Here is a 21640-nt window from a genome sequence, read left to right as displayed (position 1 = left end):
GTGTGGTGATTTCAGCGAAATAAACCGCACTTTTTCTTGCTAAAATGCTTAAACCGTGTGAATGGATTCATACGGTTTTTTTATCATTAGGTTTCCGAAATAAATACCTGATGATGCATCTGGCGACCTATATTGGTTTGAATCTCGTTTAATTGGTCAAACGATTGATTTATAAATTTAATAGACAAGGTGAGCACGACCGGTGTAAACATTCGATTAAGAAAAAATCGTCTATTTTCCGGCTGACCGCACTTTACTTGAGCGGAGTATAGATTGTTTAGTTAAATCGGATTCATTCGGCTAAACATTGTTTAAAATAATCAATGATGGCTTGTGTATTGATATTATTTCCGACAGTTTGATACTGTTCCAGTTTATTCAGCAATGTCTGAATTTCCGCTTTCGAATCCTGTCGGGCTTGTTGTTGGTAAAATATCAGGTTGTTCAGGGTAATGTCGACAATATGCGGTTCTGGATTCGCCAAGAGAATATATTTGCAGCACTGATAACCCAATTGGAAATTATTCACATAATACGCACTGATCGATAATTCAAAATAGATCCAAAAGTCATGAATGGATTTCTTAACAAATAAAATATCTTGTGCAGGAAAAGGGATATTTTTGGCAATTATACCCAATTGATAGGCTAATCGGCATTTTCCTTGAAGTCTGAGTAAGCGGGCTGCCTGATATAGGCATTCTATTCGTTGCGGATTATAATCGTAACCTTCAAGCCAGTAATAAAGTGCGGATTTTTCATCTTGCCGATGTTCGTAACAGATGCCTAGATTTTCGTATGAGCACGTTACTTCTTCTATCCATCCGCCCAATTTAATCCGTTTTAAATACCATTCAATCGCTTTTTCGTCATATTCGGCATCACGATAAGATTGCGCACAATAAAAGGCGTAGCGAGGTTTCAAGTCGTCATCTTCATTTTTTTCATATGCCTGTTCTAATAATAGGGCGTCTTTGAGATATTTATCGGGGTCTTGGCTGCGTTTGCCGAAACGTCCCGAAATAATCTGATATTCGCCGTGAATAACGGATTTTGATGGTGAAGCGGATTTTGATTCCAGAAATTCATGCAGCACGCTGCGCCAAAAAAATTGACCGTTATTTTTAATTAACAGAGGGCGGTAATAATTTGTGCCTTGATTGGACATGAGCATATGGTAACTGTCATGAGTGAGCTGCGGTAATATTAAATTCCCTTCTATTCGATCATCGGCATCGAAGATTAGAATATAATCTGTCTTTCCTTCACACTGTTTTAATGCCAGATTTCGATTGTGTGAAAAATTAACCCAGTGTGCATGATGAATTTCGCCCGAAATATTCTTTGTTGTAAAGAAGTCGGTAATAATCTTAACGGTATTATCCGTCGATCCCGTATCAGAAATGACCCAGTAATCAATATGAACGTGGCGAACAATATTTTCCAGCGTGTCTCGAATAATATCGGATTCATCTTTTACAATCATATTAAGGCAGATGGTTTGCGGCATATTTCCCTCAAAAGATAATTCAGGTTATACAGAGCTTGGATTTAATCCCATATATACATCAAAGCGGTGATTCTTGGTTGCCTGACTAAAGTGCGGTTTTTCTGCCGCCAGAAACGGCGCGTAATCGGGGCGTTTGACGACCACGCGTTTGCGTGCCAGTTGCCGTGCCGGAGCGAGCAATTGATCCGAATCCAAGTCGGCGCCGACTAAATATTGGAAAATCCGCATCTCTTTTTTAACCAAAGCGCTTTTTTGTTTGTGCGGATACATCGGATCGAGATAGACGACATCCGCCGCCTCGGTTTGTGCCGAAAGTGCGGTCAAGCTGTCAATCGGCAACAGTTGCAGCCGTTGTTGCAGCCAGTCGCCGATTTCAGGATCGTGATAAGCACGCTGTAAACCGTCTTGTAACAGCATAAAAACTACCGGATTTCGCTCAATCAACCGCACTTGACAACCAATCGCCGCCAAGACAAAGGCGTCACGCCCCAAGCCGGCGGTGGCATCGATCACGCTGGGCATATACGCTTTTTTTATGCCGACCGCTTTGGCGACCGCTTCGCCACGCCCGCCGCCGAATTTACGTCGATGCGCCATTGCTCCGCTGGTGAAATCCACCGCAACTGCGCCCAGTTTCGGCTCGTCCGGCTTGCGCAGTTCTAACCGCTCGTCGGTTTGTACCAAAGCGAGGGGCGCGCCGGCATCATGGTGTAAGCCGAGCTGTCGGCAAGTGCGGTCAAAATCCGCTTGTTTGGATTGTGATTCACACAATAACTGCACTGCCATCAGCGTTTTACCAGCCAGACACCGCTTTCCATATGTTCGGTGTACGGAAATTGATCAAACAAGGCGGCACGCTCGATTTTATGGGTTTGGCACAATGTTTGCAGATTATCGCACAGGGTATGCGGATTACAGGAAATGTACAGAATGCGCGGATATTGCCGCACCATATTCACCGTTTGGTTATCCAATCCGGCACGCGGCGGATCGACTAAAACGGTTTCACATTGATAATCGCTTAAATCAATGCCTTGCAAGCGGTTAAAGCAACGGACGCCGTTAATCGCTTGGGTGAATTCTTCCGCCGACATACGGATAATCTGCAAGTTGTCGCAACCATTGGTTTCGATGTTGAATTGTGCCGCCGCTACCGACGGTTTGGCGATTTCGGTCGCCAATACTTTGCGGAAATGTGGTGCCAACGCTACGGAAAAGTTGCCGTTGCCGCAATACAGTTCCAGCAGATCCCCGCGACTATTTTCAGTACAGGAGAGAGCCCATTCAATCATTTTTACATTGATGCCGGCATTTGGCTGGGTGAAACTGTTTTCAATCTGGCGATAAACGTAATCACGCCCGTTAATGTTCAGTACTTCATCGATATAGTCTTGATCAAAACAGATTTTTTGTTTGCTGGCACGCCCGATTAATTGGACGTCAAAGCCTTGCCGTTGGAGTTGTCGGCGCAATAGTTGTGCCTGTTGCTGCCACTGTTCGTCCAATTTTTTATGATACAGCAGGCTGACAATGATTTTTTGGCTGCGGGTGCTGAGGTAATCAATTTGAAACAGCTTGTGTTGCAGGATTTTTTCTTGTTGCAACAATGGAATGACAGCAGCCATCATTTGGTTGATTAATTCACTGGCAATCGGAAAATGATCCACCCGATAGCGTTGTTTTGTGCGGGGATCGAACATGATGTGGTAAATTTCGCCTTGATCATGCCAGATCCGAAATTCGGCACGCATACGGTAATGGATTTTCTCAGAGGCAAAAACCTCGATTTCCGGCGCGGAAAAGGGAGAAAGCAGGCGAGCGAGCGTTTGTTGCTTGTCGGCCAACAGTTGTGAATATTGCGCAGTCGGTAGTGATTGCATTGATTTTTGCATAATTATCAGTAAAGAAATCAGTAGACAAGATTAGAATTGTGCCGGTGTAGCACTTTTTGGCAGACGGCAGAAGAAGTGCGGTCGGCGTTAATCAGGCGCACATTTGTGCGCCAAAGTCATCAACGTGGTTTAGTCATTATTGCTATAGTCGTCAACGGCATCGCCGGCAGACAGGCCGGACAGGGTGTAAACCCGTTTTACGCTGGCAATGCGGGAACGGTATTTGCACCAGGTTTTTTCAAAGAAAGTTTCCGGTTCGCGCGTGTTGCGGCAAACGGCAACGAATTGTTCTTCTTCGGCATTGATTGGCGCTCGGTTGCCTAAATCCAGTTCGATAAATGCCTGACCGTATTTCTCCAACGTATCGGATTCACGGATCGTGTAGTCACCGTGGCGGGAAAAACCGCGCGGGTAATTTTTATCGTCAAAAAAGCGACGGGTTACGCTAAAACTTTCAGCCATAATGGTTCCTCTATAATACAAAGATAAGTCGGGATGCATTAAACCAATTCATAAAAATAAGTCAACTTTTTTTTGCAGAAAAGCGTTCAATTGTATTTTTCATTGGAAGCAGGGGGGATGTGCCACCGCACTTTAAAGAGCGGTGGTGAAACGGAATAATTTATGTCGTTAGTGGTTCAGCAGATACAATACCGTATCGGCATAATTGTCGACAAACTGCTGTACGCTGGCGGAGTCGCTGAAGCCGCCGAGATCAATCTGTTTGTTGCCGTTGACAAAAAACGCCGGCACACCGCGCACTTGGTATTGTTCCAATGCCTTGACTTGTTTGTTGACCAGACCGTTGACGGCGAAACTGTTGATGCCGTTGTCAAACTGTTCGGCGCTGATGCCTTTGTCCAAAAAGATTTTGCGGATATCGGCCATTGAATTGATTTGATTGGCTTGAGCCGCTTCAAACAGGGCGTCTTCCACCAATTCGGTGCTGTTGGTTGCCATCGCAAACGCCCAGGCACGGGTTAAATCTTCGGACGCTCGTCCCAGAAAATTGACGTGATATTTGACGAATTGCGTTCCGGCGGGCATTTTTGCCTGAATAGTTTGCGGAATTTTGTATTCCAGTTGGAAATTGGCGCAGTGCGGACAATAGAAAGAGAAAAACTCAATCACCTCTTTATCGACGGTTGCCGGTTGTGCAACGGTGATAAACTGTTTGCCTTCTTGAGGAACGAAATCGGCGGCTTGTGCTGCATTGACGGAAAATAGTGCGGCTAAAATCAACAGTAGTTTTTTCATGGCTGTCCTTAATATTAAAAATTTACGTGGTAAAAATCAGATGTTATTTGAGAATGCCGCGCGCTTTTAAAAGGGCGGTTTTAAAATCATCTTCATAATCTTTTTTAATGCCCGGAATCGGTTCGTGCTTGTCGCTGCCGCGCATTTTCAAATGATAAATGATCACTTCATCGCTCAATTCGGCAATCGGTTTGTCGAATCCTGCTTCGACAGCGATTTTTTGTAAAAATTCCAATAAACTGAGATCCGGATCTTGCGACCAGTGCGGCTGAATCAGCTCCAGCACTTCGTTAAGACGATGACATTTCATAAGTTGTCCTATTGTTTCATTTTTGATTTGTGCGATGATAGCACCGAACGGCAGAATTGCAAAAGAGAGAACGAATGAAAAAACAACAAATAAGTGCGGTTATTTTGTGCGGCGGGCTTTCGCAACGAATGCAAGGGGCGGACAAAGGCTTGCAGTTATTACGGCAAAAACCGTTGGTTATGCATGTGAAAGCACGTTTGCAGGGGCAGGTTCAACAGATTTTGATTAATGCCAACCGCAATCAGCAACACTATGCCAAGTGCGGTTTGCCGGTGTTTATGGACGAATTGGACGGCTTCCTCGGGCCGTTAAGCGGTATGTTGAGCGGCTTGAAACACAGTGTGTCCGAGTGGGTGTTGTTCGTGCCGTGCGATGCGCCGTTTTTGCCGTCGGATTTGGCGGCTCGCCTGCAAAGTGCGGTTCGACAGCAGCCGGCGGAGCTGGCGTATGTCAGCGATGGCGAACGGGAGCATCCGACTTTTGCGCTGATGAATAAATCGCTCATTCCGGCTTTGGAAACATATCTGCTTGAGGGGGGGCGGAAAGTGCGTGATTTTATGCATCGACAATGCTACAGCGTGGTAGATTTCAGCGATCAGCCGCAAGCCTTTGCCAATTTTAATTATTTGTCGCAGCTGGACGAATTGAATCGCCGGCAAGCGCCCACGTCAATTCCGATGCTGGGGATCAGCGGCTACAGCGGCAGCGGTAAAACGACGTTATTGGAAAAATTGCTACCGCACTTACAACGAAAAGGGCTGCGGGTGGCGGTGATAAAACATACCCATCATGACGTTTCCACCGATAAACCGGGCAAAGACAGCTGGCGTATGACACAGGCAGGGGCGACACAAGTAGCGGTGGCGTGCGATCAGCGTTGGGCGTTGATGACGGAGACCCAAACCACACAAAGTGCGGTTTCATTAACGTATCTGGCGCAACAGCTGGATTCACATTTGAGTGATTTGGTATTGGTGGAAGGGTTTAAACAGGAAGCGTTGCCGAAAATTTTGTTGCACCGTCAAGCGATGGCAAAACCATTGCCCGAGATTGATCAATGGGTGGTGGCGTTGGCGACGGATTATGCGGTGCAAGCCCAGCACAGCGCAGTGTGTTTGGATCTGAACGGCATGGAAGAGATTGCCGGATTTATTTATCGTTGGTGGTTAACGATGCAAGACAAGGAAGGGCAATGAGTAAAAGCTATCAAGGCTTGGCGTGGGTGGCGTCGACCGCACTTTTTATGCAAACGCTCGACGCTACGATTTTGAATACCGCATTGCCGGCGATTGCCGCCGGTATGCATGAAGCGCCGCTGGAAATGCAGTTGGCGGTGATCAGTTATGCTTTAACGGTGGCATTGTTGATTCCGCTCAGCGGCTGGCTGGCGGATCGATTCGGCACATTGACTATTTTTCGTTCGGCAATCGTTTTGTTTATTCTGGGGTCGATTTTCTGTTCATTGGCGAGCAGTCTGGAGACACTGATTCTGGCGCGGATTGTGCAGGGCGCAGGCGGTGCGCTGATGATGCCGACCGCCCGTTTGGCGATCATCAAAAGTGTGCCGCGCCATGAAATTATTTCGGCATTGAATATGATGGTGATGGCCGGTTTGATAGGCCCGATTGTCGGCCCGATCTTGGGCGGTTGGCTGGTGACTTATGCCAGCTGGCACTGGATTTTCCTGATCAATATTCCGATCGGGGTTTTGGGGTTTTTCCTGTGCGGGCTGTTTATGCCGAATATGAAAGCCGAGGTGTTTCGTTTTGACCGAGTGGGATTTTTGCTGTTTGGCGGTTCGCTGGTCGGGATTACGCTCGGTATGGATATGATCGGCAACCGCACTTTCAGCCTGCCTGCGGCGTTTATCGTACTGTCTGCCGGTGTGCTGCTGTTCCTGCTGTATTTTTATTATGCGCAAAAAATCCGCAATCCGTTAATCGGCTTTTCTTTGTTTAAATACCGCACTTTCAGTATCGGCACTCAAGTGAATTTGGTGCTGCGTATTTGTGGTTCGGGCGCGCCGTTTTTGCTGCCGCTGATGTTGCAGGTTGCTTACGGTTATCCGGCGGATATTGCCGGTTGGCTGCTGGCGCCGATTGCGATCAGCTCGATTGTCTGTAAACCGTTCTTACGTCGGCTGTTGGTTCGCTTCAGCTATAAAAAGGTGTTGATTACAGCGACGTTATTACTGTGTATCAGTTTGATTCTGTTTGGGTTGATGCAAAAGAGTTGGTCGATTTGGTTATTATTGCCGCCGCTGATGTTATACGGTGCTGCGATGTCGACCCTGTTTACCGCCGCGAACACATTGACCATTAGCGAATTTTCAGCGGAGAACAACAGTGAGGGCAGCACCCTGTTGAGTGTTACCCAGCAGGTTGGTTTGGGGCTGGGCATTGCATTCTCGGCGGTAGTGTTGAATGTTTATTTGGACGTGTTGGATAAAAGTGCGCTCGCCCAAGCCTTCAGCTATACTTTTTTCAGCGTAGCGGCGATCGGGATTTTGCAGCTTTGGCTGTTGTTGAAGCTGGACGTGCATGACGGTGAAAATATGAGTCGCCGCAGTCAATAAACGGAATAGGTATTTTTTAGATGATTTGGTTATAATCAAGATGATTTTGAACTTTTGAAATCATCGCCGGAACGGTATCTTTACCGATATTTTATGATTTATTAACGAATTCGGAGATTTTATGAAATTCAGCAGCAAACTCTCTTTAACCGCACTTTTAATCGGTCTGACCACGGTTGCGCAAGCCGCAGACAAAGACACTTTTATCAACTGTACCAGCCGCGCACCGAGCGGATTCAGCCCGGCGCTGGTGATGGACGGTATTTCCTACAACGCCAGTTCGCAGCAGGTGTATAACCGCTTAGTGGAATTTGTGCGCGGCAGCACTGATTTAGAGCCGGGCTTGGCGGAAAGCTGGGATATCAGCGAAGACGGGTTGGAATACACTTTCCATTTGCGTAAAGGCGTGAAATTCCATGCTAATAAAGTGTTCACACCGAGTCGTGATTTCAATGCCGATGATGTGATTTTCTCTTTCCAACGCCAGCTGGATCCGAACCATCCTTATCATGGCGTTTCTAACGGGACTTATCCGTATTTTAATGCGATGAATTTTCCGAAATTGCTGAAAGCGGTGGAAAAAGTAGATGATTACACGGTGAAAATTACGCTGAATTATCCGGATTCGCCGTTTCTTTCCAGTTTGGGTATGGATTTTATCTCTATTTATTCTAAGGAATATGCCGATAAAATGCTGGCGGAAGGCAAACCGGAGACGATTGACACAACCCCAATCGGCACAGGGCCGTTTGTATTTGCCGGTTATCAGTTGGATCAGGCGGTACGTTTCTTGGCAAACAAAGATTACTGGAAAGGCGAAGCGCCGATTAAGCGTCTGATTTTCAGTATTACCCCCGATGCGACCGCACGTTATGCCAAACTGCAAACCGGTGCGTGCGATATGATGGATTTCCCGAATAGTGCCGATTTGGAAAAAATGCGCAGTGATTCGAAAATTCAGTTGATGTCGCAAGAGGGGTTGAACGTTGCCTATATTGCCTTTAATACCGAGAAAGCACCGTTTGACAATGTGAAAGTGCGGCAGGCGCTGAACATGGCGGCAGACAAAGATACCATTATCAACGTGGTTTATCAGGGCGCGGGCGTGCCGGCGGTCAACCCGTTGCCGCCGACAATTTGGGGTTATAATACCGAAGTGAAAGATTATCCGTATGATCTGGAAAAAGCCAAACAATTATTGGCGGAAGCCGGCTATCCGAACGGTTTCGAAACCCAGTTATGGGTGCAGCCGGTTGTGCGTAACTCCAATCCGAATCCGCGCCGTTTGGCAGAGATTTTGCAAAGCGACTGGGCGAAAATCGGGGTGAAAGCCGAATTGGTGAGTTATGAGTGGGGCGATTATATCAAACGCACCAAAGAGGGCTTGCTGACAGCGGGGATTTACGGCTGGTCGGGCGATAACGGCGATCCGGACAATTTCCTGACACCGTTGTTGGGCTGTGACAGCGTCGGACACAGTAACTATGCCCGTTGGTGTAACAGTGAATTTAGCGATTTGTTGAAACAGGCTTCGAAACTGTCCGATAAAACCCAACGTGTCGGCTTGTATGAACAAGCGCAGGTCATTGCCAAAGAGCAAGCGCCGTGGATTACGGTGGCGCACTCGATTACCGTTACGCCGTTGAGTTTACGCGTGCGTGATTATAAACAAAGCCCGTTCGGTTACAGCGCGTTTTACGGCGTGAAATTGGCGGATTAAACCGCACTTTCAAGCCGCCCTTTTTCAATGCCGATGAGGCGACCGCCGAGTCGAATCTTACGATGGACATATTGTTCGTTCTTTGAGTGGCAGGATTTCCTGCCATTCTTTTTTCTTCTGTTTTTAATCAAGTCGGCTAAAAAATTGATGAATCTTCAATTTTTGATAAAAAATATCGTTTCGTATCTTGTGAATTGGCTTGATTGGTGATATTAACTATAATCTCATTACTGATTTAGTGATGTAAATAAAAATAAACAGATTCTCATAATCGGAGTGTAATCATGAAAAAACTCACAACATTGTCGCTGACCGCACTTGCGCTGTCGGTCTCCTTATCACTATCGGCGAATCAGCCGAAAACCTTGGTTTATTGTTCCGAAGCGTCGCCAACCTCCTTTAATCCGCAATTGGTGACTGACGGCGCTTCACTGGACGCCAGCGGACAAGCGATGTATAACCGTTTGACCGAATTTAGCCGCGGCAGCACAACGGTGCAGCCGTCTCTGGCAGAAAAATGGGATGTTTCCGACGACGGGAAAACGTATACTTTCTATTTGCGCAAAGGCGTTAAGTTTCAAGCCAATAAGAATTTTAAACCGAGCCGTGATTTCAATGCCGACGATGTGATTTTTTCTTTCGATCGCCAGATGAACGAGCAGAATCCGTATCATAAAGTTTCTAATTTGGGATACGAATATTTTGTCGGTATGGATATGCCGAATACTATCGATAAATTAGAAAAAGTAGATGATTACACGGTTAAAATTTATTTAAAACAAGCAAATGCACCATTTTTAGCTAATATTGCGATGGACTTTGCCGGTATTCTGTCTGCAGAATATGCTGAGAATATGTTAAAAGCCAGTACGCCTGAAAAAGTGGATCAAGAGCCGATCGGCACCGGTCCGTTTGAACTGGTCAACTATCAAAAAGATGCCGTAATCCGTTATAAGGCGTTTGATAACTACTGGAAGGGAAAATCCAAAATCGACCGTCTGGTCTTTGCGATTACCCCTGATGCTTCAGTGCGTTATGCCAAACTGCAAAAAGGCGAATGCCATGTGATGCCGTATCCGAATCCTGCCGATTTGGAATTGATGAAAAATGATCCGAATATCAATTTAATGGAAGAAGCGGGGCTGAATGTCGGCTATGTTCACTTTAATGTGCAAAAAGCGCCGTTTGAAAATCAAAAAGTCCGGCAGGCGTTGAACTATGCGGTGAATAAAGATGCGATTATTGAGGCGGTTTATTTAGGGGCGGCGGAAAAAGCGAAAAACCCAATCCCACCGACCATGTGGGGCTATAATGACGACGTGCAAGATTATCCGTATGATCCGGCCAAAGCCAAAGCATTACTGAAAGAAGCCGGTTTTGAAAACGGTTTTACTACCGAATTGTGGGCGATGCCGGTTTCTCGTCCGTATAACCCGAATGCACGCCGTATGGCGGAATTGGTTCAGGCAGACTGGAAGGCGGTCGGTGTGGACGCTAAAATCGTCAGCTATGAGTGGGGCGAGTATCTGCAACGCATGAAAAAAGGCGATGATCCGACCGGCATGATGGGCTGGACCGGCGACAATGGTGATCCGGATAACTTTTTGGGCACATTATTAAGCTGTGCTTCTGCCGAACAGGGTTCCAACTATGCAAAATGGTGTTATAAACCGTTTGATGAGTTGATCAGACAGGCGGTGCAAGTGACCGATCAAGAAAAACGCAGCGAGCTGTATAAACAGGCGCAAGTAATTTTCAAAGAGCAAGCGCCTTGGATTACCATAGCTCACTCGACAACGTACCTGCCGTTGCGCAAAGAGGTGAAAAATTATGTAATCGATCCGTTCGGTTTGCATAACTTTTACGCACTGGAATTAGAATAATTCTGTATTTAACCGCACTTTTATGGTAAAAGTGCGGTTTTTGTTCTCAATATTGTCAACGACAGTGTGGGATTGTGACAAATTTCGAGAAATTATCATGTTTCAATTTATTTTAAAACGTATTGCCATGGTCATTCCGACCTTTATCGGCATCACGCTATTAACGTTTGCGTTAATCCATTTTATTCCCGGTGATCCGATTGAGATCCGCATGGGCGAACGCGGTTTAAGTCCGGAAATGCACGCGCAGATGCTCAAACAAATGGGATTGGATCTGCCGCTTTACCAACAATATATTAATTACCTTGGTGATCTGGCTCAGGGCAATCTGGGGATTTCTTTCAAAAACAGTCAGCCGGTTGTCGAAGAATTTTTAAATTTGTTTCCCGCTACGATTGAATTGACCACAATGGCGATTTTGTTTGCGGTGATTTTAGGTATTCCGATCGGCATTCTGGCGGCGGTGAAACGCGGCTCGTTTTTTGATCACAGTGTGATGGCGGTGTCGCTCACCGGCTATTCGATGCCGATTTTCTGGTGGGGCTTGCTGTTGATGCTGGTGATGTCGGTACAACTGGATTTAACGCCGGTATCGGGCCGGATTGGCGCACAATTCTGGATAGATGACGTGACCGGTTTCATGTTGATCGACAGTTGGTTGTCCGGCGAGGAAGGCGCATTTAAATCGGCGGTTTCGCATCTGATTTTGCCTTCGATAGTGCTTGGCACGATTCCGTTGGCCGTGATTTCGCGTATGACCCGCTCTTCGATGCTGGAAGTATTGGGCGAAGACTATATCCGCACCGCCCGTGCCAAAGGTTTATCAAAAATGCGGGTGATTGTGGTGCATGCTTTGCGTAATGCCTTGATTCCGGTGGTGACGGTGGTCGGTTTGATTGTCGGACAAATGCTTTCCGGAGCGATTTTGACTGAAACGATTTTTGCTTGGCCGGGCATCGGCAAGTGGGTGATCGAAGCCATTCGCGCCCGTGATTATCCGGTGGTGCAAGGGGCGGTGCTGATTATCGCCACCATCATTATTGTGGTCAATTTGTTTGTTGATTTGTTGTACGGGATTTTGAATCCTCGTATTCGTCACCGTAAATAATGTCAGAGCATGGATGAATAGAGGGAATCGTGATGTCCGAATCGTTAAATAAAGCCGTTCAAATTCAGGCGCCGCCGGCACCGAAAGGGCCGATTGCCGAATTTTGGTCGCATTTCAGCCACAGCAAAGGTGCTGTTATCGGGCTGAGTTATATTATTTTTATTTTTGCCGTCAGCCTGCTCGCTGATGTGATTGCACCGCATGATCCGATTGCACAGGCGCGCGATGCTCTGCTAATGCCGCCGGCATGGCTGGAAGGCGGAAGTTGGAGCTATATTTTAGGCACGGACGATGTCGGACGTGATATTTTGTCACGTTTGATTTACGGTGCGCGTCTGTCGCTGTTTATCGGTTTATTGGTGGTCAGCCTGTCGTTTATGTTCGGCGTAGTTTTAGGTTTGGTCGCCGGTTATTTCGGTGGCTGGATTGATGTAATGATCATGCGGATTATCGACATTATGCTGGCATTGCCGAGTTTACTGCTGGCGATTGCCATTGTGGCGATTTTGGGGCCTTCTCTACTGAATGCTTCGTTTGCGATTGCATTGGTTTCATTGCCGAGTTATGTCCGTTTAACGCGAGCTTCGGTGTTGAATGAATTGAATCGGGATTATGTCACAGCCTCGCGTGTCGCCGGGGCGGGGTCAATCCGTTTGATGCTGATTACGATTTTGCCGAACTGTCTGGCGCCGTTGATCGTACAAACCACATTGGGTTTTTCCAATGCGATTTTAGATATGGCGGCATTGGGTTTTTTGGGGATTGGCGCGCAGCCGCCGACACCGGAATGGGGCGCAATGTTGGCGGAAGCTTTGCAATTTGTCCAACGTGCCTGGTGGGTGGTTACATTCCCCGGATTGGCGATTTTATTGACGGTATTGGCGTTTAATTTAATGGGTGACGGTTTGCGTGATGCCCTCGATCCTAAGTTGAAACAATAAGGAAACACGCAATGACATTAGATAAAACCTTAGATGTCGCACTGGAAAAATCGTTGCTGGAAGTCAATCGGCTGTCAGTGCATTTCGGCGATCAACAAGCCCCGTTTAAAGCGGTGGATCGTATCAGTTATAACATTAAGCAAGGTGAAGTATTGGGTATTGTCGGCGAGTCCGGTTCTGGAAAATCCGTCAGTTCTCTGGCCGTCATGGGGCTTATCGATTTTCCGGGACGGGTTCATGCCGATAGCCTCAACTTTGATGGTCATAATTTATTGGCGATTTCGGAAGATAAAAAACAGGAGCTGGTCGGTTCCGAAGTGGCGATGATTTTTCAGGATCCGATGACCAGTCTTAATCCGGCTTACACGGTCGGTTTCCAGATTATGGAAGCGTTGAAAGTGCATGAAGGCGGCAGTCGTCATAGCCGCCGTCAACGTACAATCGAATTACTGACGCAAGTCGGGATTCCTGATCCGGAATCACGTTTATCGGTTTATCCGCATCAATTGTCCGGCGGTATGAGCCAGCGAGTGATGATTGCAATGGCGATTGCCTGCCGTCCGAAATTACTGATTGCCGATGAGCCGACGACCGCACTTGACGTTACCATTCAGGCGCAAATTATCGATTTGCTGCTGGCGTTACAGAAAAAAGAGAATATGGCATTGATTTTGATCACGCACGATTTGGCATTGGTTGCCGAAGCGGCGGAACGGATCCTTGTGATGTACGCCGGACAAGTGGTTGAGGAAGGCAAGGCGGAAGCGATTTTCTCCATGCCGAAACACCCTTATACTCAGGCTCTGTTACGTTCATTGCCGGAATTTGCCGTCGGGAAATCCCGCTTGCATTCGCTGCCGGGCGTTGTGCCGGGCAAATACGATCGTCCGAGCGGCTGCTTGCTGAACCCGCGTTGTCCGTATGCAACCGATGAATGTAGAACGTCAGAACCGCACTTGCACTATCTGGCTGATCGCCAAGTGAAGTGTCATACCCCGTTAAATGCACAAGGAGAACCGGTTCATGTCTGAGAATGTGTTGCTAAAAGGGGTTGACCTCAAAAAATATTATCCGGTCAAAAACGGTTTTTTCAGCAAACCGCAACAAGTCAAAGCACTGGACGGTGTTTCATTCGAGTTGGGGCGCGGTAAAACGTTGGCTGTGGTCGGGGAGTCCGGTTGCGGCAAATCGACATTGGCACGTTTATTGACCATGATCGAAGACCCGACGGACGGCGAATTGTATTACAATGGACAAAATTTTTTGGTTAATGACAGTGAAACTAAAAAATTACGCCGTAAGAAAATCCAGATTGTATTCCAGAATCCGTATGCCTCGTTAAATCCTCGTAAAAAAGTCGGTACGATTTTGGAAGAACCGCTGTTAATTAATACCGCATTAACGCCGGAGCAGCGGAAAGAGAAAGTATTGGCGATTATGGCACAAGTGGGTTTGCGCGCTGAATTTTATGATCGCTATCCGCACATGTTTTCCGGCGGGCAGCGCCAACGTATTGCCATTGCGCGCGGTTTGGTGCTGAATCCGGATATTGTGGTGGCGGATGAACCGGTTTCTGCACTGGATGTGTCGGTGCGGGCGCAAGTGCTCAATCTGATGATGGATCTGCAAAACGAACTGGGACTTTCCTACATCTTTATTTCGCATGATTTGTCGGTGGTGGAGCATATTGCAGATGAGGTGATTGTGATGTATTTGGGGCGTTGTGTGGAGCAGGGGACAACCGAGCAGATTTTCACTAATCCGCGCCATCCTTACACGCAGGCATTATTGTCCGCTACGCCGCGCCTTTCTGCAGAAAAACGTCGTGAACGGATTAAACTGAGCGGCGAATTGCCGAGTCCGTTGAATCCGCCGCAAGGCTGTGCGTTCAGTGGGCGTTGCCGTTTGGCGGAAGCGCGGTGTTTTCAATCAAAACCTGAGTTGCGGCAGTACCCTGACGGTAGTCAAATCGCCTGTTTCGTTGTCGAATAACCTGCTGTTTTTTTATGGCATAAACCGCACTTATTCTGTTCGAATAGGGCGGTTTTATTTTTTCATTAAAAAATATTGCATTTTTTTATATAAAATTTAAATCAATCGGCTTTTGTTTTGATTTTTTGTTTGTATATTGCATTAAATCTTGATGATTGTTCAAGTTAAGGTTTAAAATTATATCCAATTAACAACTAAAACTAATAAAAATTAGACGGAGTATAATTATGTGTGGATTCGTTTTCGCATCCGAACAACAAATGTCACAACCGGATTTTAAACGTGGTTACGATAACATTTTTCACCGCGGCCCGGATCATCAAAGCTTAACAACGGAAGAAAGCGGTTTATGGGGATTCCATCGCTTATCGATTATGGATTTGTCGAATAACGGCAACCAGCCGTTCAAACACAACGGCTATGAACTGATTTGTAACGGTGAAGTCTATAATTTTGAAGAATTGAAAGCGCTGTTAAAGGATAAATTTGAATTTAAATCCGACAGTGATTGTGAAGTATTGATTCCGTTATATGAGCGTGTCGGTTTTGAAGTTATGGTCAAAATGCTGGATGCCGAGTTTGCGCTAGTGCTATTTGATAAGCATGGCGATCAAGTGATGGCGGCTCGTGATCCTATCGGTATTCGTCCAATGTTTTATGGCTATGAGAAACAGAGTGGTAAAATTGCATTTGCTTCCGAAGCCAAAGCGCTGGTTGAATTTTGCCGTGATGTTCAACCGTTTCCGCCGGGTTATTATTATCAAGACGGAAAATTTACCCGATATAATGATATTGCGGATCCAAAAATGGTATATGACCATGATATTCCGACAATTGCCAAAAATATCCGGGAAAAACTGGAAAGTGCGGTTATCAAGCGTTTACATGCCGATGCACCGTTGGGCTTTTTATTAAGCGGCGGGTTGGATTCTTCATTGGTCTGTGCCATTGCGCAGAAGAATTTGAGTAAACCGATTAAGACGTTTGCCGTTGGTATGGAAACCGATCCGATTGACTTGAAATATGCCAAAGAAGTGGCTGATTTTTTGGGAACGGATCATACCGAAGTGATCATGACCAAAGATGATGTATTGAATTCACTGGAAAAAGTGATTTGGCATCTGGAGACTTGGGATATTACCACTGTCCGTGCCAGCATCGGTATGTATCTGGTGTGTAAATATATTCGAGAAAATACAAACTTGAAGGTGCTGTTGACCGGTGAAGTCAGTGATGAAATCTTCGGCTATAAGTATACTGATTTTGCACCGAGCGCCGAGGCCTTCCAGAAAGAAGCACAAAAACGTATTCGTGAGCTGTATATGTATGACGTGCTGCGTGCTGATCGCTGTTTGGCTGCGAATTCACTGGAAGCGCGTGTGCCGTTCGGTGATCTGGATTTTGTCGATTATGCGATGAGTATCAATCCCGAGAAAAAAATGAATGTGTACGGCAAAGGTAAGTATTTGTTGCGTCACGCTTTTGAAGGCATGGATTATCTGCCGGACAGTATTTTAATGCGTGAAAAAGCAGCATTCAGCGATGCTGTCGGACATTCAATGGTGGATTACCTGAAAGCCTATGCCGAAGAAAAATATACTGACCGGGATTTAGCGTCGGCGAAGAGTAAATATACTTATGGTACGCCGTTTACTAAAGAATCTTTGTTGTATCGTGATATCTTTGAAAAATTCTATCCTGGCAATGCCGGCTGGATTAAAGATTTCTGGATGCCGAATAAAGAATGGGAAGGCTGTAATGTCAACGACCCAAGTGCCCGAGTATTGGGAAATTATGGGGATAGTGGGAAGTAATAATATTGCTGGTGCAAAGAAAGGTTAGCGCTTTTTAGGGCGGTAACCTTTTCTTTATAAATTATTTTTTTAGTTTTCTGATAAATTGTTTATTATGCATAAAGCGATTAAATCGCGCTTTTAAGTTAAAGTATTCTCTTCTGAGTTTTGATATTAGAGTAAGGCTTTTCCCCTGCTTGCCTCGATTATCTTCACCAATTGTTGATGCTATATTACTGTCGCTAATACATGCCGGAGATATGGCAAGATTTTCAACACCATTTTCATAAAATCTAGCCATACTGTCATCAACCGGATATAACCATTCATCCATTGCCTCAAGAAATTTTTTGGCAGCTTTGGGGGATATTAAATATCCCGTGGCACAAATATAATCTTTGAAATATTTTTCAATCGAAAATTGCCCTACTTTACCGCATTGGATATGTTTCCCTCCACGACTTGATTTATGCAGCCAGATAAAGTCATATGAAGTTGATATTTCATCAGCTTGTATGTAAAACGCATTGAAATATTTTGTCAAATAGGCATCATCTTCTAAAATGATAATTGGATTATTATGTTGAACACATTTTTCCCAAAGTAAATAATGGCTGGCAAAACACCCTAGTTCTCCTTTGGATAAGGTTCTTCCTTTTATAAAAAAGTGTTTTTCTGCATTATATTTTTTGAATAAGGGATGAGGTTGATTTCCATTAATTGCCGGAAACAAATGGTAGTCAATATCCAGCTGTCGGAATTGCCGGGCAATAGATTGAGCTCTGTCTTTTGAACTTTCCAGATTAATCACATAAATAGGAATTGTCATGATTTGGTTACCATATGAATAGGTTGTCTGTAATGATAAAGCATAGCGTAAATAATTGCATTCAGCATATAATAAAACATCGCACTTTCTTTCATTGTTAAAAATACATCACTTAAATTATAGGAGAGAAATGTGAGAATATTTATAATGCCCAATAATGAGATTAGCTTCTCGTAAGATGAATTTGCTCTATAGAAATGAGCTGAGAAATGTATCAAAGGAATAAATAAAATAGCCAATAATGCAATCAATCCAATACTGCCGCGGAAGAACATCTGTTCAAGGAATTGATTATGTGCATGTGTTAAGTGCGGTGCAAGGGTATAAGGTATAACAATTCCTTGCGCTATCTGTTGTTTTTTCGCATCAAACATTCCCTCTTTTCCCCAGCCGAAGACAGGCTTTTCCAGAAAACCATACCAAGCGCTTTTCCATAGTTCAAAACGCATTCCGATAGAGGTGGTTTTTTCAGTTTGTTCGGTATAGTGAGTGATATCATATATCGCTTGGTGATATCGTTCGCTAATTCCTGTTTGCGGTGAGAGGGTTAATATAGCAATCCCAGTTAGAATACAAATACCAATGACTGGAATTAACTTTTTCAGTGATTTCCAATAAATAACAAATAATAAAAGAATAATAAATGGAAATATTAGCCAAGAGCCTCGGGAGCCGGTAAAAAAACCGGCTAAAATCCCCATTATTGCAGCAAATCCGCTAAATAATGCATTCTTATACTGCTGTTGGCTTAGATGATAGATTGAAATGGCACAACAAAGCATGGCGATTGTCATTATTATCCCTCCGGTAATAACAATATGTACTGCGCCATCGGATAGTGCTCTGAAAGTCCCTAGAAAAAATTTATCATAAATAGCATGGCAGCCGACTAAAATAGCACTGATAGACAAAGAGAAAGATAATATTTTGAAGTCAGGTCTGAAATATAAAAATAAGATTAAAATGGGAATAGTCAGTAAGGCTAACATTTCTGCTTTAAATGAAGTCGGGATTTTATCGTGATGAATAATGGCAATCATTAAAGCAACCAGAAAGTAACCGCTGCAGGCTATGACATAGGTTCTAATTTCAGGCGTTAGTTTAAAGATTTTATTTTTTTTAAAGACCAAAAATAATAATGCGATTATCAACAATATTAGTGGCGCAATATAGTAAGATTTTTTAATGAGTAATAAGGGAGTGAAGAAAAGGAAAATGAGAGAATTAATAATTATTGATAATCTAAGATTAGAATTATTTAACATTTTAAATCCTAATTATAATAATGCTACTTTGATTCTGGGATAAAAGTAGCATTTTTAATCACTAAATATCCAAATTCGCTTGTAAGGCGTTGCTTTCGATAAAGTCACGGCGTGGTTCGACCTCATCCCCCATCAGGGTGGTGAACAGTTGATCGGCGGCTACCGCGTCTTTAATCGAGACTTGTAACATATGACGGGCGTTCGGATCCATGGTAGTTTCCCACAGTTGATCCGGATTCATTTCTCCCAGCCCTTTATAGCGTTGGATACCGAGGCCGCGACGGGATTCTTTCACCAGCCACTCGACAGCCTGCTCAAAAGAGAATACCGCCGTTTGGCGTTCGCCGCGGACTATATAAGCGCCGGGTTCAATCAAATTGCGTAGTTGTTCGCCCAATTTGACGATCCGCTTATATTCTGAGCCTTCAAAAAACTGGAAATCAAGATGATAGTCAGTGTCGATACCATGGGTTCGTACTGTCAGCACCACTTCGTGCAAATGGCGTTCTTGATTGTAAACGGTGCGGATTGAATAATGACTGCCGCCGATTTCTTTACTTTGCAGTGTCGCCAGCAATTGTTGTGCCCAATAGCCGGCTTCCGTTTCATTTTTCAGTAATTCGGCATTTAAGGTTGGTGCGTACACTAATTCTTTCAAAAGTGCGGTCGGATAATGGCGAGCTAAGCGGTTGATCATTTTGTTGACGTTGTTATATTCGCTGATTAATTTTTCCAACGGCAATCCGCTCATGACCGGGGCGGAATCGGAAATATGCAGGCCGGCGCCGTCGAGTGCAATCGCCAGTTCATATTGAGTCATCGCTTCATCATCTTTAATATATTGTTCCTGTTTGCCTTTTTTCACTTTGTACAGTGGAGGTTGGGCGATGTAGACGTAGCCTTTTTCAATCAGTTCCGGCATTTGGCGATAGAAGAAGGTCAGCAACAAGGTACGAATATGCGCACCATCGACATCGGCATCGGTCATGATGATGATTTTGTGATAACGCAGTTTTTCCGGATTATATTCATCACGCCCGATCCCACAGCCAAGTGCGGTGATCAGCGTTGCAACTTCCTGTGAAGAAAGCATTTTGTCAAAACGGGCTTTTTCTACATTCAGAATTTTCCCTTTTAACGGCAAAATCGCCTGATTTTTGCGGTTACGCCCTTGTTTGGCAGAGCCGCCGGCGGAATCCCCTTCCACGATATACAGTTCAGACAGTGCCGGATCACGCTCTTGGCAGTCGGCCAGTTTGCCCGGCAAGCCGCCTAAATCCAACGCACCTTTACGACGGGTCATTTCACGGGCTTTGCGTGCGGCTTCGCGGGCACGGGCGGCATCAATGATTTTTCCGACAATAATTTTGGCATCATTCGGATTTTCCAACAGATATTCTTGCAATCGTTCGTTCATTGCCGATTCCACCGCACCTTTGACTTCCGACGATACCAGTTTGTCTTTGGTTTGTGAGGAAAACTTCGGATCAGGCACTTTCACCGAGATAATCGCCACCAATCCTTCACGGGCGTCATCACCGGAGGTGTTGATTTTCGATTTTTTATTGTAGCCTTCGTTTTCCATATAGTTGTTCAGGGTGCGGGTCAGTGCGGCACGGAAGCCGGCTAAGTGAGTACCACCGTCACGTTGTGGAATATTATTGGTAAAACAATATAAATTTTCTTGGAAGCCGTCATTCCATTGCAGCGCAACTTCAACACCGATGCCGTCTTTTTCATTTTCACCGGAAAAATAAAACGGTTGTTGGTGAATTGGGGTTTTATTTTTGTTTAAATGTTCAACGAACGCACGGATACCGCCTTCGTATTTGAAGTGATCCTGTTTATCGGTTCGTTTATCGATCAGCTTGATTGACACGCCGGAATTCAGGAACGACAGTTCGCGCAGGCGTTTTGCCAGAATTTCATATTGGAATTCGATATTGGTAAAAATGATCGGGCTTGGCCAGAAGCGTACTGCCGTACCGGTTTGTTCGGTTTCGCCGATCACGCCCAGCGGCGCTTCCGGTACACCTAAATGATAGGTTTGCTCGTGAACTTTACCTTCACGGCGAATAGTCAGCAATAATTTATCCGACAGCGCATTGACCACTGAAACCCCCACGCCGTGCAGGCCGCCGGAGACCTTATAGGAGTTGTCATCGAATTTTCCGCCGGCGTGTAACACCGTCATGATCACTTCTGCGGCGGAAACGCCCTCTTCGGCGTGGATACCGACCGGAATGCCGCGGCCGTCATCTTGTACCGAGACAGAATTGTCGGTGTGGATAGTGACGATAATATCTTGACAATGTCCGGCCAGTGCCTCATCAATCGAGTTATCGACGACTTCAAATACCATGTGATGCAAGCCGCTGCCGTCATCGGTGTCCCCGATATACATTCCCGGGCGTTTTCTGACTGCATCCAGCCCTTTCAGGACTTTGATACTGGAGGAATCATAGGCATTTGAAACATGATTATCAGACATAATTTTTCTCGGTTTTTTGTTCAAAAATTTCAATGATTATAACAGATTTTGAGGGGTTTAACACGGGCTAATTT

At 45.2% G+C, this 21640-nt stretch carries 18 protein-coding genes; 9 read left to right on the top strand and 9 right to left on the bottom strand.

The window, feature by feature from the left end; all coding sequences use genetic code 11:
• Window positions 1-292: 292 nt before the first annotated feature.
• From OA57_RS05405 to OA57_RS05380, 6 genes are all read right to left on the bottom strand, one after another.
• Window positions 293-1510 (bottom strand): glycosyltransferase, encoded by a 1218-nt coding sequence (locus tag OA57_RS05405; protein WP_034614445.1) that lies wholly within the window; start codon window positions 1508-1510, stop codon window positions 293-295.
• Window positions 1511-1534: 24 nt separating this feature from the next.
• Entirely contained in the window at window positions 1535-2296 is a 762-nt protein-coding gene (locus OA57_RS05400) for a class I SAM-dependent methyltransferase (protein ID WP_034614442.1), read from the bottom strand.
• A complete protein-coding gene (gene trmA / locus OA57_RS05395) occupies window positions 2296-3390 on the bottom strand; it encodes a tRNA (uridine(54)-C5)-methyltransferase TrmA (protein WP_034614551.1) in 1095 nt (364 codons plus the stop codon). The genes OA57_RS05400 and trmA overlap by 1 nt, the downstream gene beginning before the upstream one ends.
• Before the next feature lie 141 nt (window positions 3391-3531).
• The gene (locus OA57_RS05390; protein ID WP_034614439.1) at window positions 3532-3864 is read right to left on the bottom strand and encodes a DUF413 domain-containing protein; all 333 of its coding nucleotides are present in this window, start codon (window positions 3862-3864) and stop codon (window positions 3532-3534) included.
• Between the two features lie 168 nt (window positions 3865-4032).
• A complete protein-coding gene (dsbA, locus tag OA57_RS05385) occupies window positions 4033-4659 on the bottom strand; it encodes a thiol:disulfide interchange protein DsbA (RefSeq protein ID WP_407637073.1) in 627 nt (208 codons plus the stop codon).
• A gap of 43 nt (window positions 4660-4702) precedes the next feature.
• Window positions 4703-4969, bottom strand: coding sequence for a YihD family protein (locus OA57_RS05380; RefSeq protein ID WP_034614434.1), 267 nt, complete (start codon window positions 4967-4969; stop codon window positions 4703-4705).
• A gap of 74 nt (window positions 4970-5043) precedes the next feature.
• Here OA57_RS05380 and mobA point away from each other — a divergent pair, with 74 nt between their 5' ends.
• From mobA to asnB, 9 genes are all read left to right on the top strand, one after another.
• Window positions 5044-6165 carry a molybdenum cofactor guanylyltransferase MobA gene (gene mobA / locus OA57_RS05375; protein WP_034614430.1) on the top strand — a complete coding sequence of 374 codons (1122 nt, stop codon included), beginning with the start codon at window positions 5044-5046 and terminating at the stop codon, window positions 6163-6165.
• Window positions 6162-7544: a DHA2 family efflux MFS transporter permease subunit gene (locus OA57_RS05370; protein WP_034614426.1), complete on the top strand. Its 1383-nt coding sequence runs from the start codon at window positions 6162-6164 to the stop codon at window positions 7542-7544. Before mobA ends, OA57_RS05370 begins: the two co-directional genes overlap by 4 nt.
• 121 nt (window positions 7545-7665) lie before the next feature.
• Window positions 7666-9264, top strand: coding sequence for an ABC transporter substrate-binding protein (locus tag OA57_RS05365; protein WP_034614423.1), 1599 nt, complete (start codon window positions 7666-7668; stop codon window positions 9262-9264).
• Between the two features lie 284 nt (window positions 9265-9548).
• Window positions 9549-11147, top strand: coding sequence for an ABC transporter substrate-binding protein (locus tag OA57_RS05360; protein ID WP_034614420.1), 1599 nt, complete (start codon window positions 9549-9551; stop codon window positions 11145-11147).
• A gap of 97 nt (window positions 11148-11244) precedes the next feature.
• The gene (locus OA57_RS05355) at window positions 11245-12255 is read left to right on the top strand and encodes an ABC transporter permease subunit (RefSeq protein ID WP_034614417.1); all 1011 of its coding nucleotides are present in this window, start codon (window positions 11245-11247) and stop codon (window positions 12253-12255) included.
• Window positions 12256-12287: 32 nt separating this feature from the next.
• On the top strand, window positions 12288-13196 hold the full coding sequence (gene dppC, locus OA57_RS05350; protein ID WP_052122387.1) for a dipeptide ABC transporter permease DppC: 909 nt from the start codon (window positions 12288-12290) through the stop codon (window positions 13194-13196).
• Window positions 13197-13207: 11 nt separating this feature from the next.
• Entirely contained in the window at window positions 13208-14227 is a 1020-nt protein-coding gene (dppD, locus tag OA57_RS05345; RefSeq protein ID WP_052122386.1) for a dipeptide ABC transporter ATP-binding protein, read from the top strand.
• Window positions 14220-15188 (top strand): peptide ABC transporter ATP-binding protein, encoded by a 969-nt coding sequence (locus tag OA57_RS05340; protein ID WP_034614415.1) that lies wholly within the window; start codon window positions 14220-14222, stop codon window positions 15186-15188. The genes dppD and OA57_RS05340 overlap by 8 nt, the downstream gene beginning before the upstream one ends.
• 227 nt (window positions 15189-15415) lie before the next feature.
• Window positions 15416-17002 (top strand): asparagine synthase B, encoded by a 1587-nt coding sequence (gene asnB / locus OA57_RS05335; RefSeq protein WP_034614413.1) that lies wholly within the window; start codon window positions 15416-15418, stop codon window positions 17000-17002.
• A gap of 61 nt (window positions 17003-17063) precedes the next feature.
• On the opposite strand, the gene OA57_RS05330 is transcribed toward asnB, so the two are convergent.
• From OA57_RS05330 to gyrB, 3 genes are all read right to left on the bottom strand, one after another.
• The gene (locus tag OA57_RS05330; RefSeq protein WP_034614410.1) at window positions 17064-17810 is read right to left on the bottom strand and encodes a glycosyltransferase family 25 protein; all 747 of its coding nucleotides are present in this window, start codon (window positions 17808-17810) and stop codon (window positions 17064-17066) included.
• Window positions 17807-19075, bottom strand: a complete 1269-nt coding sequence (locus OA57_RS05325) for an O-antigen ligase family protein (protein WP_052122384.1) — start codon at window positions 19073-19075, stop codon at window positions 17807-17809. The genes OA57_RS05330 and OA57_RS05325 overlap by 4 nt, the downstream gene beginning before the upstream one ends.
• A 61-nt stretch (window positions 19076-19136) precedes the next feature.
• On the bottom strand, window positions 19137-21566 hold the full coding sequence (gene gyrB / locus OA57_RS05320) for a DNA topoisomerase (ATP-hydrolyzing) subunit B (RefSeq protein ID WP_034614406.1): 2430 nt from the start codon (window positions 21564-21566) through the stop codon (window positions 19137-19139).
• Window positions 21567-21640: the final 74 nt, after the last annotated feature.

The sequence above is a fragment of the Chelonobacter oris genome (assembly GCF_000772535.1).
Taxonomy (GTDB): Bacteria; Pseudomonadota; Gammaproteobacteria; order Enterobacterales; family Pasteurellaceae; genus Chelonobacter; species Chelonobacter oris.
Note: the sequence above shows the minus strand (reverse complement) of the source record. Positions and strands in the feature narration are given on the sequence as shown.

Excerpts from the sequence above, each read along its gene's own strand:
- OA57_RS05405 (WP_034614445.1), bottom strand. The coding sequence starts at position 1,510 with ATGCCGCAAACCATCTGCCTTAATATGATTGTAAAAGATGAATCCGAT.
- OA57_RS05400 (WP_034614442.1), bottom strand. The coding sequence starts at position 2,296 with ATGGCAGTGCAGTTATTGTGTGAATCACAATCCAAACAAGCGGATTTT.
- trmA (WP_034614551.1), bottom strand. The coding sequence starts at position 3,390 with ATGCAATCACTACCGACTGCGCAATATTCACAACTGTTGGCCGACAAG.
- OA57_RS05390 (WP_034614439.1), bottom strand. The coding sequence starts at position 3,864 with ATGGCTGAAAGTTTTAGCGTAACCCGTCGCTTTTTTGACGATAAAAAT.
- dsbA (WP_407637073.1), bottom strand. The coding sequence starts at position 4,659 with ATGAAAAAACTACTGTTGATTTTAGCCGCACTATTTTCCGTCAATGCA.
- OA57_RS05380 (WP_034614434.1), bottom strand. The coding sequence starts at position 4,969 with ATGAAATGTCATCGTCTTAACGAAGTGCTGGAGCTGATTCAGCCGCAC.
- mobA (WP_034614430.1), top strand. The coding sequence starts at position 5,044 with ATGAAAAAACAACAAATAAGTGCGGTTATTTTGTGCGGCGGGCTTTCG.
- OA57_RS05370 (WP_034614426.1), top strand. The coding sequence starts at position 6,162 with ATGAGTAAAAGCTATCAAGGCTTGGCGTGGGTGGCGTCGACCGCACTT.
- OA57_RS05365 (WP_034614423.1), top strand. The coding sequence starts at position 7,666 with ATGAAATTCAGCAGCAAACTCTCTTTAACCGCACTTTTAATCGGTCTG.
- OA57_RS05360 (WP_034614420.1), top strand. The coding sequence starts at position 9,549 with ATGAAAAAACTCACAACATTGTCGCTGACCGCACTTGCGCTGTCGGTC.
- OA57_RS05355 (WP_034614417.1), top strand. The coding sequence starts at position 11,245 with ATGTTTCAATTTATTTTAAAACGTATTGCCATGGTCATTCCGACCTTT.
- dppC (WP_052122387.1), top strand. The coding sequence starts at position 12,288 with ATGTCCGAATCGTTAAATAAAGCCGTTCAAATTCAGGCGCCGCCGGCA.
- dppD (WP_052122386.1), top strand. The coding sequence starts at position 13,208 with ATGACATTAGATAAAACCTTAGATGTCGCACTGGAAAAATCGTTGCTG.
- OA57_RS05340 (WP_034614415.1), top strand. The coding sequence starts at position 14,220 with ATGTCTGAGAATGTGTTGCTAAAAGGGGTTGACCTCAAAAAATATTAT.
- asnB (WP_034614413.1), top strand. The coding sequence starts at position 15,416 with ATGTGTGGATTCGTTTTCGCATCCGAACAACAAATGTCACAACCGGAT.
- OA57_RS05330 (WP_034614410.1), bottom strand. The coding sequence starts at position 17,810 with ATGACAATTCCTATTTATGTGATTAATCTGGAAAGTTCAAAAGACAGA.
- OA57_RS05325 (WP_052122384.1), bottom strand. The coding sequence starts at position 19,075 with ATGTTAAATAATTCTAATCTTAGATTATCAATAATTATTAATTCTCTC.
- gyrB (WP_034614406.1), bottom strand. The coding sequence starts at position 21,566 with ATGTCTGATAATCATGTTTCAAATGCCTATGATTCCTCCAGTATCAAA.